Origin of the sequence: Mycobacterium sp. 1274761.0 (assembly GCF_001668615.1) — a bacterium.
Classification (GTDB): domain Bacteria; phylum Actinomycetota; class Actinomycetes; order Mycobacteriales; family Mycobacteriaceae; genus Mycobacterium.
Window position 1 is genome coordinate 60,530 of sequence record NZ_LZMC01000092.1, and the last position, 16,993, is coordinate 77,522.

At 67.0% G+C, this 16,993-nt stretch carries 18 protein-coding genes; 6 read left to right on the top strand and 12 right to left on the bottom strand.

Annotated features, from left to right (window positions below; genetic code table 11):
- Positions 1-72 precede the first annotated feature (72 nt).
- The gene (locus A5651_RS19630; RefSeq protein ID WP_231988754.1) at positions 73-423 is read left to right on the top strand and encodes a hypothetical protein; all 351 of its coding nucleotides are present in this window, start codon (positions 73-75) and stop codon (positions 421-423) included.
- 18 nt (positions 424-441) lie between these two features.
- Here the strand turns inward: A5651_RS19630 and ilvA are convergent, their stop codons facing one another.
- Both ilvA and A5651_RS19640 read right to left on the bottom strand, forming a co-directional pair.
- Positions 442-1,725 carry a threonine ammonia-lyase IlvA gene (ilvA, locus tag A5651_RS19635; protein WP_066984717.1) on the bottom strand — a complete coding sequence of 428 codons (1,284 nt, stop codon included), beginning with the start codon at positions 1,723-1,725 and terminating at the stop codon, positions 442-444.
- 49 nt (positions 1,726-1,774) lie between these two features.
- The gene (locus tag A5651_RS19640; protein WP_066984719.1) at positions 1,775-2,224 is read right to left on the bottom strand and encodes a nitroreductase family deazaflavin-dependent oxidoreductase; all 450 of its coding nucleotides are present in this window, start codon (positions 2,222-2,224) and stop codon (positions 1,775-1,777) included.
- 90 nt (positions 2,225-2,314) lie between these two features.
- Between A5651_RS19640 and A5651_RS19645 the strand changes: the two genes are divergently transcribed.
- Positions 2,315-2,509, top strand: coding sequence for a hypothetical protein (locus A5651_RS19645; RefSeq protein ID WP_066984721.1), 195 nt, complete (start codon positions 2,315-2,317; stop codon positions 2,507-2,509).
- Here the strand turns inward: A5651_RS19645 and A5651_RS19650 are convergent.
- Both A5651_RS19650 and fadD11 read right to left on the bottom strand, forming a co-directional pair.
- Complete coding sequence (locus tag A5651_RS19650; protein ID WP_066984723.1) at positions 2,506-2,907, bottom strand: SRPBCC family protein; 402 nt, start codon at positions 2,905-2,907, stop codon at positions 2,506-2,508. The genes A5651_RS19645 and A5651_RS19650 overlap by 4 nt on opposite strands.
- Positions 2,904-4,733 carry a fatty acid--CoA ligase FadD11 gene (gene fadD11 / locus A5651_RS19655; protein WP_066984724.1) on the bottom strand — a complete coding sequence of 610 codons (1,830 nt, stop codon included), beginning with the start codon at positions 4,731-4,733 and terminating at the stop codon, positions 2,904-2,906. The genes A5651_RS19650 and fadD11 overlap by 4 nt, the downstream gene beginning before the upstream one ends.
- Positions 4,734-4,764: 31 nt before the next feature.
- On the opposite strand from fadD11, the gene A5651_RS19660 reads away from it, so the two are divergent.
- Both A5651_RS19660 and A5651_RS19665 read left to right on the top strand, forming a co-directional pair.
- A complete protein-coding gene (locus A5651_RS19660; RefSeq protein WP_066984726.1) occupies positions 4,765-5,505 on the top strand; it encodes a hypothetical protein in 741 nt (246 codons plus the stop codon).
- Positions 5,506-5,540: 35 nt separating this feature from the next.
- Complete coding sequence (locus tag A5651_RS19665; protein WP_066984730.1) at positions 5,541-6,374, top strand: class I SAM-dependent methyltransferase; 834 nt, start codon at positions 5,541-5,543, stop codon at positions 6,372-6,374.
- Positions 6,375-6,381: 7 nt separating this feature from the next.
- Here A5651_RS19665 and dnaE read toward each other — a convergent pair whose 3' ends face one another.
- The 7 genes from dnaE to lspA form a co-directional block, all read right to left on the bottom strand.
- Entirely contained in the window at positions 6,382-9,984 is a 3,603-nt protein-coding gene (dnaE, locus tag A5651_RS19670; protein WP_082943861.1) for a DNA polymerase III subunit alpha, read from the bottom strand.
- Between the two features lie 57 nt (positions 9,985-10,041).
- Positions 10,042-11,196: an RNA polymerase sigma factor gene (locus A5651_RS19675; protein WP_066984759.1), complete on the bottom strand. Its 1,155-nt coding sequence runs from the start codon at positions 11,194-11,196 to the stop codon at positions 10,042-10,044.
- 78 nt (positions 11,197-11,274) lie between these two features.
- Complete coding sequence (locus A5651_RS19680) at positions 11,275-11,682, bottom strand: YciI family protein (RefSeq protein ID WP_369803976.1); 408 nt, start codon at positions 11,680-11,682, stop codon at positions 11,275-11,277.
- A gap of 80 nt (positions 11,683-11,762) precedes the next feature.
- Complete coding sequence (locus tag A5651_RS19685) at positions 11,763-12,059, bottom strand: hypothetical protein (RefSeq protein WP_066984732.1); 297 nt, start codon at positions 12,057-12,059, stop codon at positions 11,763-11,765.
- Between the two features lie 3 nt (positions 12,060-12,062).
- Positions 12,063-12,974, bottom strand: coding sequence for an EamA family transporter RarD (rarD, locus tag A5651_RS19690; protein ID WP_066984762.1), 912 nt, complete (start codon positions 12,972-12,974; stop codon positions 12,063-12,065).
- Positions 12,975-12,997: 23 nt separating this feature from the next.
- A complete protein-coding gene (locus tag A5651_RS19695; RefSeq protein ID WP_066984734.1) occupies positions 12,998-13,927 on the bottom strand; it encodes an RluA family pseudouridine synthase in 930 nt (309 codons plus the stop codon).
- The gene (gene lspA, locus A5651_RS19700) at positions 13,927-14,466 is read right to left on the bottom strand and encodes a signal peptidase II (protein ID WP_369803977.1); all 540 of its coding nucleotides are present in this window, start codon (positions 14,464-14,466) and stop codon (positions 13,927-13,929) included. Before lspA ends, A5651_RS19695 begins: the two co-directional genes overlap by 1 nt.
- Before the next feature lie 89 nt (positions 14,467-14,555).
- Here lspA and A5651_RS19705 point away from each other — a divergent pair, with 89 nt between their 5' ends.
- The gene (locus A5651_RS19705; protein ID WP_066984739.1) at positions 14,556-15,488 is read left to right on the top strand and encodes an asparaginase; all 933 of its coding nucleotides are present in this window, start codon (positions 14,556-14,558) and stop codon (positions 15,486-15,488) included.
- On the opposite strand, the gene A5651_RS19710 is transcribed toward A5651_RS19705, so the two are convergent.
- A complete protein-coding gene (locus A5651_RS19710; RefSeq protein ID WP_066984741.1) occupies positions 15,426-16,808 on the bottom strand; it encodes a DNA polymerase IV in 1,383 nt (460 codons plus the stop codon). The genes A5651_RS19705 and A5651_RS19710 overlap by 63 nt on opposite strands.
- Before the next feature lie 63 nt (positions 16,809-16,871).
- On the opposite strand from A5651_RS19710, the gene A5651_RS26095 reads away from it, so the two are divergent.
- Positions 16,872-16,993, top strand: a 122-nt coding sequence (locus tag A5651_RS26095; protein ID WP_231988755.1) for a hypothetical protein, incomplete at its 3' end; no start/stop codon positions are given.

Below are 16,993 nucleotides of genomic sequence, written 5' to 3' on the forward strand. Positions count from 1 at the left end.
CGACTTCTATCCGATACCCGCGGCTGAAACGGCTACAGACCCCGTGTATTCGGCGGCCGATCTCCGTCAACGGTGGCGCGCATTGATGGGGCCCTCGGCTTCGGGGAGCGCCTGCTTCGGTTCTCCTTCATGGGCCCGGACCGACGCCTGATCAAGGTGTTGTGTGATGTGGAGATCGGCCCGTCGCCGAATCAGCTGCTGATCAAGCATCTGATGGAGGCGCTGCAGACTCTTTTGACCGACATGGCGCCGGGCACAACGGTGGCGTTGCTATTGACTCGGCCGGGCACGGGCGGGATTTCGCGCCTCGACCGACAGTGGACCGAATCCCTCACAGTGGGGGCGACGCAGTTCAGCGTTCCGCTCGAGCCCATTTTCCGCGCCAATGACGAGCAGCCCGTCCAAATCGGACCCGCCGCTTGAGTTCCACAGGCGACCCGGTCAGAGCAGATAGCGGTAGGCCGCCGAGCCCGGCTCCAGCGTCACGACGTGGATGTCGCTGGCCTTCATCCGTTTCAGCAGACCCTCGAGGTCGGCGGCCGAACCCAGCTCTATGCCGACCAGCGCCTCGCCGGTTTCGCGGTTGTTGCGCTTGACGTACTCGAACAGCGTGATGTCGTCGTTTGGGCCGAGCACAGTGTCCAGGAACCGGCGCAACGCGCCCGGCTCCTGCGGGAAGTCCACAAGGAAATAGTGCTTGAGGCCGAGATGCATCAACGAGCGCTCCAGCACCTCGCCGTATCGCGAAATATCGTTGTTGCCACCGGAAATCAGGCACACCACCGTGGAGTCCGGCGCGATGTCGGCCTCCAACAGCGCCGCCACCGACAGCGCGCCCGCGGGCTCGGCGATGATGCCCTCGTTCTGGTACAGGTCAAGCATCGCGGTGCACACTGCGCCTTCGTCGACCGCGGTCAGCGAGACCATGTCCCCCGCCGCCGCAAGTGCCGCGTAAGTCAAGTCGCCGGCGCGGTTCACGGCGGCGCCGTCGACGAACTGGTCGACGTGGTCGAGGGTGACGGGGTGACCTTCGGCCAGCGCGGCGATCATCGCGGCGGCACCGGCGGGCTCGACACCCAACACCGAAGAGCGGCTGGTCCGTTCGGCGAGGTAGGTCGTGATGCCCGCGATGCAGCCGCCGCCGCCGACGGGCACGATCACCAAATCGGGTTCGCCGCCGAGCTGGTCGAGCATCTCGACGGCGATGGTGCCCTGTCCGGCGATGGTGCGGGGGTCGTCGTACGGCGGCACCAGGGTGGCGCCGGTGTGCGCGACATCGTCGAGCGCGGCCTGGGCGGCCTCGTCATAGGTCTTGCCGGTGGCGATCAGATCGATGAACTCGCCGCCGTGATAGCGGATGCGGTCACGCTTCTGCTTCGGTGTCTTGGCAGGGACATAGACGCGGCCGCGGATTCCCATCGACCGGCATGCCATCGCGAAGCCCTGCGCGTGATTGCCTGCCGACGAGCACACGACGCCCGCCTCGATCTCGTCGGCGGACAGCTGCCGGATCAGGTTCGTCGCCCCGCGCAGCTTGTAGGACCGGACCGCCTGGAGGTCTTCGCGCTTGAGGTACACCGTGGCGCCGACAGCGTCCGACAGGCGTTCGCTGAGCTCCAGTGGGGTTTGGGTGACCACGTCGGAAATTCGCTGAGCGGCCGCATCGATGTCGGCCGCAGACACCGGCGGCGACGTGCGCTCGTTCTCGCTCACCTCAGTGGACACCGATCAATGGTGCCATCTGCGGGTTTCCCGCCCAAATCAGATTTCGTCGTCAGGCGCCGTCGCTTCGGTCGACGGGCGTGAGCACGAAGACCGGGATCTCGCGGTCAGTCTTCTTTTGATAGTCGGCGTAGTCGGGCCAGGCGGCCACGGCGCGGTCCCACCAGGCCGCCTTCTCGTCACCGGTGACTTCGCGGGCGTCGTATTCGCGGGTGGTGCCGCCGTCCTGCAGCTCGACCCGCGGGTTCTTCTTGACGTTGTAGTACCAGACCGGGTTCTTCGGGGCGCCGCCGAGCGAGGCCACGACGGCGTATTCGCCGTTGTGCTCGACGCGCATCAACGGCGTTTTGCGGAGCTTGCCGGTTTTGGCGCCGATGGTGCTAAGCAGGATGACCGGCTTGCCCTTGAGCTCGGCGTCCGCGCCGCCGGATTGTTCGATCTTGTCGACGTGGTCGCGGACCCACTCGGACGTGCTGGGCTCATATTCTCCGGAAAGTGGCATGTCGTCAGCTTAGGTCGGCTACCCAAAACCGCCCACCCTCATTCCGCGTTTCGGTTGTCCGAAACCTGGGTTGCGAGCTATCGTGAAGTCATGACGGTGCGCGACGAAGTGTTGATCGCCGGGGTTCCGTGGCCGCTGTACAAGCTGGCCGCGCTGGTGGTCGGTGCCGTCGTGCTGGTCGCTGTCGGCCTCGTCACGGCCAGCCCAGCAGCCGCCGTCCTCACCGCCGCCGCATCGACGACGATCGTGTGGCTCGGCCTCGCCGTGGCCGCTTCCCGCCGCTAGCCCTCGGCCAGCCGGCGCAACCGGTCCAAGTCGGCGGCCACCGTCGCCGCATCGTTCTCGAACTCCTCGTCCGACATGCCCGGACGCCGCCGCACGGTGAACACCGCCTCGCAGCCGGCCTGGCCCTCACCGGCCGGAATCACCCGGAAAGCGTTGTAGACAGCCTCGCCCGACGGTAGGCGCACCACATGGTCGAGCACCCCGAACTCGTTGGTCGGCGCGAACTCGACGACCACTTCGCCCATCGGTGAATCGGCGACCCAGCCGTCGGCGGTCTGGCGCAGTGCCGCCTGCGCAAGACCACTGGCCCACCGCGGCAGCTGCGTCGGGTCGGCGGCGATCGCGTAAGCGACATCCGGCGCCGCGTCGATCCACACGCTGACGTGGCGGGACATCATGGCGCCACCGCCACCGCCGCCGCGGCCTTTGGCTCGTGCACCCCGTCGGCGAGGTCGGCCGCGTACAGTTGCTCGATTTCGTCGGCGTACTTCTCGTGGATCGGTTTGCGCTTCAGCTTCATCGTCAGCGTGATCTCATCGCCGCCAGGCTCCCAGAACGTCGGCAGCACCCGAAACCGCTTGATCTGCTCGACCTGCGACAACTTCGCGTTGCCGGCGGCGACTCCCGCCGCGATTTCGGCGATCACATCCTGGTGGGCGGCCAGCGCCTCCGGCGAATCGTCGGCCAGCCCCCGCTGCGCAGCGTAGGGTGCCGCCGATTCGGCGTCGAGGACGATCAGCGCGGTGTTGTACGGGCGGGCATCGCCGATGACGAGGATCACGCCGATCAGCGGGCACGCCGCTTTGATCGTGTTCTCGATGTTGGCCGGTGACATGTTCTTTCCCGCGGCATTGATGATCAGTTCCTTCTTGCGGTCGACGACGGTGAGGTAGCCGTCAGCGTCTTGCTGCAAGATGTCCCCGGTGTGCAGCCATCCGTCCGCGTCAACGGCTTCGGCCGTCTTCTTGGGTTCCTTGCGGTAGCCCTTCATGACCAACGGTCCGCGGACCAAGAATTCACCGTCGGAGGCGATGCGGGCCTCCATCCCGGGCACCAGCTTCCCCACGGTGCCCAACCGTGCGTCATCGGGATGGCTGACCGTCGCGGCGCAGGACAGCTCCGACATGCCCCACACCTCGGAGATCGGAATGCCCAGCCCGAGGAAGAAGGCCAGCGTCTCCTTCGGGATGGGCGCCGCACCAGAGACCGCCCACCGAAGCTGCTCGAGCCCAAGCTTTTCCCGCAGTTTCGAGAGCACGAGCTCGTCGGCCTGTGCCCACTCCGCGGCAATGTCGTCGGGCACCGGTTTGCCCGCGGCCACCGCCGCGGCCTTCTTCGCTGCCACCGACAGACCCCACTGCAGCCCCGCGCGCTTTGTCTCGTCGGGCTCATTGGCCGCGACGAATTCGATTGCGGCCTTGAGCTTTTCCCATACACGGGGTACCGCGCCCCACACCGTCGGGCGCACGTCTGGCAACGCCGCCGCTATGGCGCGCGGATCGGCGACGGTGGTGATCTGGGTGCCGAATACCTCTTGCAGGTACAGCGCGCCCATGCGGTCGGCGATATGGGCCGACGGCAGGAACGAGGTGGTGCGGTCGCCGAATTCGGCTCCGAGCACCTGGTGCAGGACATACGTCTGGAACAGCAGGTTGGCGTGCGTCATCTCAACGCCCTTGGGGTTGCCGGTGGTGCCGGAGGTGTAGATCAGCGTGGCAACATCGTCGGATTGAACTGCCCGCCACGACGCCTCGAAGTCAAAGTCGTTGCTGCCGGCGGCGATCAGATCGTCGACCGACAGGGTGCCGTCGGGTGACCCGTCGACGCAGACGATGTGCTCGATCTGGGCGCCGCTGGCCCGGATCCGGTCCACGTACTGCGCCTCGCACATGACGATTCTGGTGTCGGCGTTGTCGAACACGTACACCAACTGCTCGGCGGCCAGGGTGTTGTAGACAGAAAACGAGATGGCGCCGACGTGCTGGGCGCCCACCTCGAGCGGATAGAACTCGACCCGGTTGCTCATCATCAATGACACCGTGTCGCCGCGCTGCACGCCGAGCCCGGCGAGTCCCGCCGAGACTCGCCGGACCTGCGCGGCATAATCGCGCCAGGTCAGCGTCTGCGTGCCGGCCACGGTGCGGAGCGCGATCGCGTCCGGTTCAATGGCCGCCGTGCGCTGAAAGGCTTCGCAAAGTGTGGCTGGCCGATCGGATGTGCTCATGGTTCACAACTTAGGCAATCACACTGTGTAGATGGACGGTTCACCAGAATCCGAGCTGCCGCGCGAGCGGCTGATCCGCTTCGCCCAAGAACTCACGGCAGACGCCGAGAAGCGGGTGCCCGCCTGGGTCCGGCACGGCGATCCCGAAAGTGCGATCCCGGTTCGCATCGCCGTCCTCGTCGTGATGGCGCAGCAGATCGCGATCGCGCGGACCTACACGCTGGTCCCCCGTTGGCCGCTGCTGATCCTCGAAGCCCTGCTGCTGGTGACCCTGCTGGCCGTCAACCCTCGCGTGATGTCGCGGCGAACGCAGCTCAGCCGCTACGCCACATGGATTCTGTTGGCGGCGATCACGGTGGACAACACCCTGTCTGCTGTCGTGCTGGATGCCCGAATCATCTCCGGCGAGGTGAGCAACGATGCGGCCGTGCTGCTGGGCAGCGGTGCGGCGATCTTCGTCACCAACACCATCGTGTTCGGCATCTGGTACTGGGAACTCGACCGTGGCGGGCCCTACGCCAGACACAAGGGCGAGCGCCCTTACCCGGACTTCATGTTTCCGCAGATGACGACACCCAACGTGGCCCGACCCGATTGGCGCCCCACATTCGTCGACTACCTCTATGTCAGCGTCACCAACGTGATGGCCTTCTCGCCCACTGACACCATGCCGCTGGCGCGCTGGGCGAAGATGATGATGACCGTTCAGGCCATGGTCGCCCTGTCCACCGCAGCGCTCGTAATCTCAAGGGCAGTAAACGTTTTGGGCTAAACGTTCAGCCGGAGAACTGGTGTAGGTTCGCAGTCATGGGGATTGCAACGACCGAACTGTCGCCGATCGAGCAGACGGCATTTCTCACCGAATATGCGCGGGCGCTGGACAGCCGATGGTCCAGGCCGATCCTGGGTGACGCGCTGGCCGACACGGTGGTCGGACACATCGACTACGACTTCGCCGGGCTCGGTGTGCAAACCAGTGTGGTGTGCCAGACGGCGCTGCGCGCGAAAGTGCTCGACGATCGGGTGCGGGCGTTCACCAGCAGGCACCCCGATGCCGTCGTCGTCGACCTGGGCGCCGGCCTCGATAGCGCGTATTACCGCGTGTCCCCGCCAGAAACGGTCGACTGGTACAGCGTCGATCTGCCCGGAATCATCGCCGTGCGCGATCAAGTGCTGCCCGCAGCTCGTCATTCGCATTCCGTAGCCGCGTCCGTGACGGACGAACGCTGGCCGGAGACGATACCCGCCGACCGGCCCACCATGCTCGTCGCCGACGGGCTGTTCGCCTTCCTCCGCGAGCCGGTGATTGCCGATGTATTCCGCCGCGTCACGGATCATTTCCGCTCCGGCGAACTGGCGTTCAACGACTATGGCCGGATCGGGTGGGTCAGCCGTGCGGCCATGAAGCTCTATCCCCAGAAGATGTTCAAGGACGTTGGTAGCCAGTTCGGCTATCCGGGTTTCACGGATCCTCACTACCCCGAGACCTGGAATCCGCGGATGCGTCTGATCGAGGAGGCGAGCCTGACCTACGCGCCAGAAGTCGATCTGTTCCCGGGCTGGGTCCAGGTGGCCACCAAACTGGCACGCTATAGCAAGACGGGGCGGCGCAAAGCCCGGATCCTGCGTTACGCCTTCTGATTGGACGCTAGCCCAGGCAGCCGGGGCCGAGCAGCGCCTTGAGGTCACCCATGAGGGCAGATGACTGGGTGACCCGCAGCGACTGGTCCAGTTCGAGGATGGTGATGCGCTCACCGCTGATCAACCTCAGATGCACCTGCGAGGTGCCGGGGTGCCGCGCGAGAACCTGCTTGAGCGCGGTGACCTTGTCGATGGTGCACTGCCGTGTGGGCAGGCTCACCGCGAGCGGCCGGTCCGCCGAGGCGTTCGAGAAGTCCGGCACCACAAGGTCGTTGGCGATCAGGCAGATACGGTCGTCCTGGATCCTGACCTTGGCGCTGACGAGGACTACGGCGTCGTCGACGACCTCGGCGCCGTAGGTTGAGTACGTGTGCGGGAAGAACATCACCTCCACGCCACCAGTGAGGTCTTCCAGTTGTGCCGAGGCCCAGGGCATCCCATTTTTATTGACGCGGCGGTTCACCCCGGTCAGGATCCCGCCGACGCGCACCTGTGCATCGTTGGGCACGTCGCCGTCGAGAATCGCGGGAATCTGAGTGTCCACCTGGGTGGCCAGCAGGTGCGCTACGCCGTTGAGCGGATGGCCGGACACATACAGCCCCAACATCTCCCGCTCGAGCGCGAGCTTGTGCTTGTCGTCCCATTCCTCGTCGGGCACCTTGATGGTGAACACGGAGTCTATTGGGTCGGTAGCCGACCCGTCGGCGCCGCCGAAGAGGTCAAACTGGCCCATCGCCTCGGCCTTCTTGGTCCCCAGCACCGATTCGACGGCATCGGTGTGCACCAGAAAAAGGCCTTTGCGCGGATGGCCGAGTGAGTCGAACGCGCCCGCCTTGATCAACGACTCGGTGACCTTCTTGTTGCAAGGCCCGATCTCGATCTTGTTGAGGTAGTCCGAGAAGTCGATGAACTTGCCCTTCTCGGTGCGCGAATTGATCAGGGAAGCAACAACGTTGGCGCCGACATTGCGCACCGCGCCGAGCCCGTAGCGAATGTCTTCGCCGACCGAGGCGAAGTTCAGGCCGGACTCGTTGACGTCGGGCGGCAGCACCGTGATGCCCAGCTTGCGGCAGTCGGCCAGATACACCGCCGCCTTGTCCTTGTCGTCACCCACCGAGGTGAGCAGACCGGCCATGTACTCGGCGGGATAATTCGCCTTGAGGTAAGCCGTCCAGTACGACACCAGCCCATAGCCGGCGGCGTGGGATTTGTTGAACGCGTAGTCGGCGAACGGAAGCACGGTGTCCCACAGCGCCTTGATGGCTCCCGCGGAGAATCCGTTGGCCTTCATGCCTTCGGAGAAGCCTTCGTACTCCTTGTCGAGCACTTCGCGCTTCTTCTTGCCCATGGCCTTGCGCAGAATGTCTGCTCGGGCGAGCGAATAGCCGGCGACCTTCTGCGCGATGCGCATGATCTGCTCTTGGTAGACGATCAGGCCGTAGGTCTCGGCCAGGATCTCGCGCAGCGGCTCTTCGAGTTCGGGGTGAATCGGCTTGATCGCCTGGCGGTTGTTCTTGCGGTCGGCGTAGTCATTGTGGGCGTTCATGCCCATCGGCCCCGGCCGGTACAGCGCGATCACCGCGACGACGTCTTCGAAGCCGGTCGGCTGCATGCGACGAAGCAGGTCGCGCATGGGGCCGCCGTCGAGCTGGAACACGCCGAGAGTGTCGCCGCGGCCCAGCAATTCGTACGTGGGCCCATCGTCGAGCGGCAGCGACTCCAGGTCGAGTTCGATCCCCCGGTTCGCCTTGATGTTCTCCAGGGCGTCGCCGATGATCGTCAGGTTGCGCAGGCCGAGAAAGTCCATCTTCAACAGGCCGATGGCCTCGCACGACGGATAGTCCCAGCCTGTGATGATCGCGCCGTCCTGCGGCCGCTTCCACAGCGGGATGGCCTCGGTCAGCGGCTCGGAGCTCATGATCACCGCACACGCGTGCACCCCGGCGTTGCGGATCAGGCCCTCGAGGCCGCGGGCGGTCTCGTAGATGGTGCGGACGTCGGGGTCGGTGTCGATCAGCCCGCGCACCTCGGCGGCTTCCTTGTACCGCTCGTGGGTCGGGTCGGTGATGCCCGACAGCGGGATGTCCTTGGCCATGATGGGCGGCGGCAGCGCCTTGGTGATGCGGTCGGCGATCGCGAAGCCCGGTTGACCGTAGTGGATTCGGGCGGAATCCTTCAGTGCTGCTTTGGTTTTGATGGTGCCGAAGGTGATGACCTGGGCGACCCGGTCATGGCCCCACTTGTCGGCGGCGTAGCGCACCATCTCGCCGCGGCGGCGGTCGTCGAAATCGATGTCGATGTCGGGCATCGAGGCGCGTTCGGGGTTGAGGAAGCGCTCGAACAGCAGCCCGTGTTCGATCGGGTCGATGTCGGTGATGCGCAGCGCATAGGCGACCAGGGAGCCTGCCGCCGATCCGCGGCCGGGCCCCACCCGGATGTCCACCGACCGCGCGTAGCTGACCAGGTCGGCCACGATCAGGAAGTAGGACGGAAAGCCTTTCGCGCAGATGACCTCGATCTCGAAGGCCGCCCGTTCGGTGTACTGCGGCGGCACCCCGCCGGGGAACCGGCGCGCCAGCCCCGCATCCACTTCGTGCCGCAGCCACGACGCCTGGTCATGACCCTCCGGCACAGGGAAGATCGGCATGCGGTCGCGGGCCTCCCAGACCTCCCTGTATGACTGCACGCGTTCGGCGATGAGCAGGGTGGAGTCACACGCGCCGGGAATTTCGTCGTCCCACAGCGCCCGCATCTCGGCAGCCGACTTGAGGTAGTAGCCGTCGCCGTCGAACTTGAACCGGTTGGGATCCGACAGCGTCTTGCCGGTCTGCACGCACAGCAGCGCCTCGTGGTTGTGCGCCGCGTCGCGGGTGACGTAGTGGCAGTCGTTGGTGGCCAGCGCAGGGATGTCGAGCTTGCGGCCGATCTCCAGCAGCCCGTCGCGGACCCGGCGCTCTATGGACAGACCGTGGTCCATCAACTCGAGGAAGTAGTTGTCGGGGCCGAAGATCTCCCGCCATTTCGCGGCGGACTCCAGCGCCTCGCGGTCGTGGCCGAGCCGCAGCCTGGTCTGTACCTCGCCCGACGGGCAGCCGGTGGTGGCGATGATGCCTTCGGCGTGCTCGGCGACGATCTCGGCGTCCATCCGTGACCATTTACCGAGCTGACCCTCGAACGAGGCCAGCGACGATAGCTTGAACAGGTTGCGCACGCCTGTCGCGTTCTCGGCGACCATCGTCAGGTGGGTGTAAGAGCCGCTGCCCGACACGTCGTCGGCCTTCTGGCTGGGATCGCCCCACAGTATGCGCTTGGTGTCGAAGCGCGACCCTGGGGCGATGTAGGCCTCGACACCGATGATCGGCTTGATCCCGGCGGCGGTCGCCATGTTGTAGAACTCGCTGGCGCCGAACATGTTTCCGTGGTCGGTCATGCCGATCGCCGGCATCTCCAACCGCTGGGCCTCGGCGAGCATCGGCGCGATCTTGGCGGCCCCGTCCAGCATCGAGTACTCGGTGTGGTTATGCAGGTGCACGAAGGAGCCGCCGCGATGACCGCTTGCGCGAAGAGCCGATGAGCCGGTGCTAGCGCGAGGAGTAGACGGACTGCTCATAGGGTGGCCAGTCTATGACCGCCCAACGACGAGTACGGGCGTGTCGCCGCGCGTGTCTTACCGGTCGAGCGAATGCAGCTGTCTGCGCAGGTAGTCGGCGATGGCGGAATCGATGGTCAACGCGATCGCGGTGCGGTAGGCGTTCGCCGCGTCGGTGGTCCTGCCCGCGTCGGCGAGCAGCCGGGCGCGCGTGCTCCAGGCGGGCTGGAAGCGCTCGACGGCCGGGTCTGCGATCGCGTCCAGCGCATCCAGCCCGGCGGCGGGCCCGTTGATGCGGCCCTCGACCGCGGCCAGCGCCACCGCGGCGCCCAGCGACGGCGAAATCCGGATCAGCGCGCGATACAGCTTGCGCAGGGCCGCGAGATCCGGCGGGCGGGCGCAGTGGGCCGACTGGATCGCCGCCTCGTATTGGAAGCGGCCGGGTCTGCCGAAACCGTGCGCCCGCCGCAACAGCTGCTCGCCGCGGGCGATGAGCGCGTCATCCCAGCGGGTCGCGTCCTGCTCGTCGAGCGGGATGTAGCGGCCCCCGGCGTCGCGCCGCGCCGGTCTGCGCGCCTCCGAGAGGCACACCAGCGCCGCCAGCCCGAGCACCTCGGGCTCGTCGGACAGCAGGTCGGTCAGCAGCAGCGCCAGGTGCAGGGCCTCCGCTGAGAGTGTCTCGATCGGCGCGGTGTCCGTTGTCACCTGCCAGTCGATGGCGTACGCACCGTAGACCGCCTCGAGGACCGCGGGCAGCCGCGCGGCAAGGTCCTCGCGGTCGGGCAGCGCAAATGGGATGCCCGCGTCGCGGATGCGTTTCTTGGCCCGCACCAACCGCTGCGCCATTGCGGCGGGCTCGACGGCGAAGGCGGCGGCGATGGCCGCCGCATCGACTCCGAGCACCGTCTGCAGCATCAGCGGCGTGCGGATGTTCGGCGCTATAGCGGGATGGGCGCAGACCAGCATCAGCTCGAGCCGCCGGTCAGCCAACACGGGTACGTCGTCGAGTTCTGTTGAGCTGTCGTAATTTTCATCAAGCCGATCGATCATTCGGTAGGCATGCGACTTCCACATGTCACGCAGCCGGTTGCGGGCGACCGTCAGCAGCCACGCCTCGGGGTTGGCCGGTACTCCGTCGGCCGGCCACCGCTGCAGAGCGCGTTCCAGTGCGTCGGCAAGCGCGTCCTCGGCGGCGGCGATATCGCGGGTGGGTGCTGCCAGTACGGCGAGCAGCCGACCGTAGGACTGGCCTACGATGTCGGCTACCCGCCGTGTGATCTGGTCATCGTCGTACAACCGCTCACCACCCAGTTACGGGGCATACCACCCGCGGTCGGCGGCGTATGTCCGCCCCACCGGCCGGATTTCGATGACACCCCAGCTGGTGGCCGGGTTGCGCCGGGCCCATGTGAGCGCCTCGTCGAGGTTGGGAACTTCGATGACGAAGATGCCGGCGAGGCGCTCTTTCGTGTCAGCGAACGGCCCGTCCTGAATCTCGGGTGCGCCGTTGCGGGCCGTCACCGTCGTGGTGGCCACGACGGGTTCGAACACCTCGGTGCCGATGAGCACCCCGGCCGCCGACAGATCGTCGGCGTAGGCCTGGAAGGCGGCCATGGCCGGAACCATGTCCTCCTCGGTCAGGCCGAGTTCACCAGCTTCCTGATAGTGCATCAACAGGCCGTACCACATGATGTCCTCCTCAACGTCGATTGTCGTCATGTCATCGCTATGACGACTCGGTTGCCGCCGAATCGACATCTGCCGACCCAACGGTCCGCGCAGAACGTCGAGAGCGCTCATCAGAACCCCAGCCGGGGCAACCACACTCGCGGCGGCAGAGGCTGCGGGTTCAGCGCCACCTTCGACCAGTCCGGACCCGGCGGCAGCGGCTGCGGGTTGAGCGCGACCGCATCGGAATTGATCGACGGGATTCGCGGCACATACGGCGTCCCCGGGCCGGCCGAGGCAGTTCCCGCGGTGGCCAACGCAATGAGACCTGCGGCGGCGCCCGTGAGCATGAGAACGCTCAACCGGCTGACGGTGTTGGACATGGTGATCTCCTTATCGGTGATTGCCGCCCCCGAGTGGGCGGTCACCGACTAGGAGTGGCGACCGCCAGTCGATCGCACACCTTTTCCGGGACTCGGCGGCAGCACGGGAGCGCTGCGGCGCGCCCGCCACACCGCGTCCGCTGTGAAGACCACCAACGCCAGCCAGATCAGCGCGAAGCCCAGCCACCGGCCGGCGGGCATCGGCTCGTGCCCGACCAGCACTCCCCAGGCCATCTGCAGGCCGGGGTTGAGGTAGAACAACAGCCCCAGGGTGACCATCGGAAGCCGTTGGGCTGCCGCGGCGAAGAGCAGTAACGGGATCGCGGTCACGGGGCCCGCCAGAAGCATCAACGCGGTGTGGCCGACCCCGTACTCGACGAAATGTCCGTGATGGGTGATCTGCAGCCAGACCATGAATCCCACCGCGACCGGCAGCGCCCACAGTGTCTCCACCGCGACCCCAACCCTGGGGTCAGCGTTGACAACCTTTTTGATCAATCCGTAAATGCCGAAAGAGAACGCCAAAATCAATGCGACATAAGGCACTTCGCCGACCTCAGCGGTCAGGATCGCGACCGCCGCGATCGCGAGAATCAACGCGAGCAGCTGCCATCGGTTGAGCCGCTCCCCGAAGATGACCACGCCCAGCGCGACCGTCACCAGTGGATTGATGAAGTAACCCAGCGCGGCGTCGACGACGTGGCCGTGCGTGACCGCCCAGATGTAGGTGCCCCAGTTCAACGCGATGAACGCCGAGGCTGCCAGCAGCTGCGCCCACGTCCGCCCGGTGAGCCCGCGGAGGTCGCCCAGCCGCCGCACTGCGGCAAGCAGCACCGCCAGGAACACCGCGCTCCACACGAAGCGGTGAGCCAGGATCTCCGGGGCGGTGGCAGGAACCAGCGCCTGGAAGAAGCCGGGGCACAATCCCCACCAGACGTAGGCGCCAGCACCGAACAGCAGCCCGGAACGCCGCTGTTCGGGGTTCACAGCTCGTGGCCGCGCAGGACGTCGAGGGCGTGCTGCAGATCGTCGGGATAGGGGCTGTTGATCTCGATGCGGCGCCCGTCGGCGGGATGGGCGAACGCCAGCGAGCGGGCGTGCAGCCACTGGCGTTCCAGGCCAAGCCTTTTCGCGAGCACCGGGTCGGCGCCGTACGTCAGGTCACCCGCGCACGGGTGATGCAGCGCCGCAAAGTGCACCCGAATCTGGTGTGTGCGACCGGTTTCCAGCTCGATGTCGAGCAGGCTGGCAGCCTGGTGGGCTTCCAGCGTGTCGTAGTGGGTGATGCTGTGCCTGCCGTCTTGCATGACGGCGAACTTCCAGTCGTGGCCGCGGTGACGACCGATCGGCGCATCGATGGTTCCGCTGGACGGGTCCGGATGTCCTTGCACCAGAGCGTGATACCGCTTCTCGACGGTGCGCTGCTTGAACGCCCGCTTCAGCACGGTGTACGCCCGCTCCGACAGCGCCACCACCATCACCCCCGACGTGCCGACGTCGAGCCGGTGCACGATCCCCTGCCGCTCATGGATCCCCGACGTGGTGATCCGGAAACCGGCGGCAGCCAAACCACCGAGCACCGTCGGCCCATGCCAACCGACGGTGGCGTGTGCGGCGACCCCCGCGGGTTTGTCGACCGCGACGATGTCGTCGTCGGAGTACAGGATCGCCATGCCCTCGATGTCGACCGGCGTATTCTCCGGTGGCGCAGGCGGTTCGGGCAACCGCACCTCTAGCCAGCCACCCGGTGTCAGCCGGTCCGACTTGCCGACCGTAGCGCCGTCGAGGTCCACGCCGCCGTCCTCCGCCAGCGCCGCCGCCGCCGTGCGGGACAGCCCGAGCAGCCGGGCCAGCCCGGCGTCGACGCGCATGCCCGCCAGTCCCTCCGGCACCGGCATCGAGCGGATGTCCATCAAGAGCTCTCGGGATCGTCCTGCGGCTTGCGCCTGCCGGGCGTGTCGAAGTCGAACCCGAACAGCGACAGCACCACCAGCAAGATGGCTCCGCCGACCACAGACGGGTCGGCGACGTTGAACACCGGCCACCAGCCGATCGACAGGAAGTCGACGACGTGGCCGCGCAGCGGTCCCGGTGACCGGAAGAACCGGTCGACCAGGTTGCCCATCGCACCGCCGAGGATCATGCCAAGGCCGACGGCCCACCACGGCGACACCAGTCGCCGTCCCATCCAGATGATCCCGATGACCACACCGCTGGCGATCAGTGTCAACACCCAGGTGTAGCCGGTGGCCATCGAGAACGCGGCGCCGGAATTGCGCACCAGCGTCCAGGTGACGGTGTCGCCGATGATCGAAACCGGCTGACCCGGTGTGAGCAGCCGAACGGCGAGCACTTTTGTGACGATGTCGAGCGCGAGGACGATGGTGGCCACCGACACCAACAGTGGGATTCGGCGTCGTGGTTTGGCGTTGCTGTCGTCGGTGGCGGTCACCGGCTCACCCTGGTCTGCACGGGTGGGGCCCGCCGAGTCGTCTGTCACTCCACCATCATTCCAAAGCGGGATTTTGCAATGATGAGGGCGTGAACCGCCTCGTCGTCATCACCACTGGCGGCACCATCGCCAGCAGCGTCGGAGAGGACGGGGTGAAGCGGCCCACGGCCAGCGGCGCGGACCTTGTTGCCGGCCTTGACGTCGAGGCGGTCGACCTGATGTCGGTGGACAGTTCTGCGCTGACGCCCGCCGACTGGGATGCGATGCGCACCGCCATCGCCGCGGTGGCGCAACGTGACGACGTCGGCGGCGTGGTTGTCACCCACGGCACCGACACGTTGGAGGAATCGGCGCTCTGGCTCGAGCTGACCTATGACGGTCCCGTCCCGGTGGTGATCACTGGCGCGCTGCGCAGCGCGGACGCGACGGACGCCGACGGGCCGCGCAATCTTCGCGATGCGCTGGCCGTCGCGACGAGCCCCCGCGCAAGAGACCTCGGCGTGCTGGTCGAACTCGGCGGAACCGTCTGGCAGCCGCTGGGTTTGCAGAAGGCCGCTACGCCCGATCTGTGCGGGTTCACGGGAATCACCGTGGGAGGTGTGGTCGACGGCCGGTTCGAGCCGCACACGACCAAACAGCGGCCGTTTCTGGGTGAGCTGCCCAGCGCCGATGCGCCCCGGGTGGACATCGTGGCGGCCTATCCGGGGGCCGACGGCGTGGCCATCGACGCGTTTGTGGCGGCGGGAGCGGCGGGGATCGTGCTCGAAGCGCTCGGTTCCGGGAACGCCGGCGCGCCGCTGATCGACGCGGTGCGCCGGCACTGCCGCAAAGGAACGGCGGTGGCGGTATCCAGCAGGGTGCCCGGCGCGACGGTCGGCGCCGGTTACGGGCCCGGGCGTGAACTGGTCGAGGCGGGCGCGGTGATGGTGCCGCGGCTGCGGCCGCCGCAGGCCCGGGTGCTACTGATGGCCGCCCTGGCGAGCGGCTCGCCCGTCGACGACGTCATCGCCCGCTGGGGCTGAATCGGCGGCCAGGGCGTTGACGTAGTCCGGCCAGTCCAGGCTGTCCACCGGATTGGCGCGTTGGATGTCGGGGTTGTCGTCGCTGAACGTACGGACCGGTCCAGGGCCGGTGCTACGCGTCTCGAACCGCACGGTCATCACCCCGTGGCCGGCGCCCTGGATCCAGCCGTGACCGAAGTCGGTGTGGGTGACGTCGTCGCCGATCCGCCACGCCGGCGCCCGCTCCGCGGCCTCCGTGACGGACTGCGGCAGCCCGCTGGCCGACACATCTTCGGCAATCAACTCCAGGTCGGGAAACAGTGACTCTTGCCGGACTTCCGACAGCCCTGAAAAGCCCACGCCCACAAGGCGAATCGGTCCGATGTCGAGCGGATTCAGCAGCAGCCGTCGAGCCATCGCGATCAGCGTTGCGGCGTCGGTGGTGGCGTAGGGAAGCGTCGCGGAGCGGGTCAGAATGCTCATGTCGGATTTTTTGAGCTTGACGGTTACGGTGCGCGCGCCACGGCCGTCCTTCTCCAGCCGCCGGTGTGCGTGCTCCCCGATCGAGCCCACCGCCTCCCGCAGCTGGTCGAGCGTCGTCAGATCCTCGGGAAAGGTGGACTCCGCGCTGATCTGTTTGGCCGGGCCGTTCTCGGCCACGGGGCGGTCGTCGATGCCCCGGGCCAGCTGATGCAGCGTGGGCCCGACCGTGCCGCCGAGGATGTTGGCTGCCTCCGCGGCGGACAGCGCGGCGAAGGCGCCGATGGTCTCGATGCCCAGCCGGTGCAGCTTTTCCTCCGCGACCGGCCCGATGCCCCATAGCCGCCGTACGGGCAGCCCGTCGAGCAGCGCGCGTTCCTCCTCCCCGCGCACGACGCGGATGCCGTCGGGTTTGGCCAGCCCCGACGCGATTTTGGCGATCTGCTTACCGGATCCGGCGCCGACGGACGCCACCAGCCCGGTGACCTCGCGAATCCGAGCCCGCAGTGCTTCGCAGAACGCCTCCACGTCCTGCGCGCCGGCACCGACGAGCTCGGCGGGCTCGCCGAACGCCTCGTCGAAGGACAGCTGCTCGAGAACTGGCACCGCGGCGCGGACGGTGTCGAGCACCCGACGGCTGGCCACGCCGTAGACGACACCGCGCGGCGGCAGCACCACCGCGGTGGCGCCGACCAGGCGGCGGGCCTGATGCATCGGCATCGCCGACCTCGCCCCGTAGACCCGGGACTCGTAGCTGGCGCCTGCCACCACGCCGCGGCCGCCGAGGCCGCCGACGAGCACTGGCCGTCCGCGCAAGGTGGGTCGGGTCAGCTGCTCGACCGACGCGAAGAACGCGTCCATGTCGAGGTGCAGGACCCAACGAGCAGCCACATCTGCCGATGCTAGGGCGCTAGCCTGGCGATCATGATCCGACAGGCTTCTGAGCTGCGCGGTGTCACCTTCGAAGGGTGGGTCCTGCACCTCGACATGGACGCGTTCTTCGCGTCGGTCGAGCAGCTGACCCGACCCACCTTGCGCGGACGGCG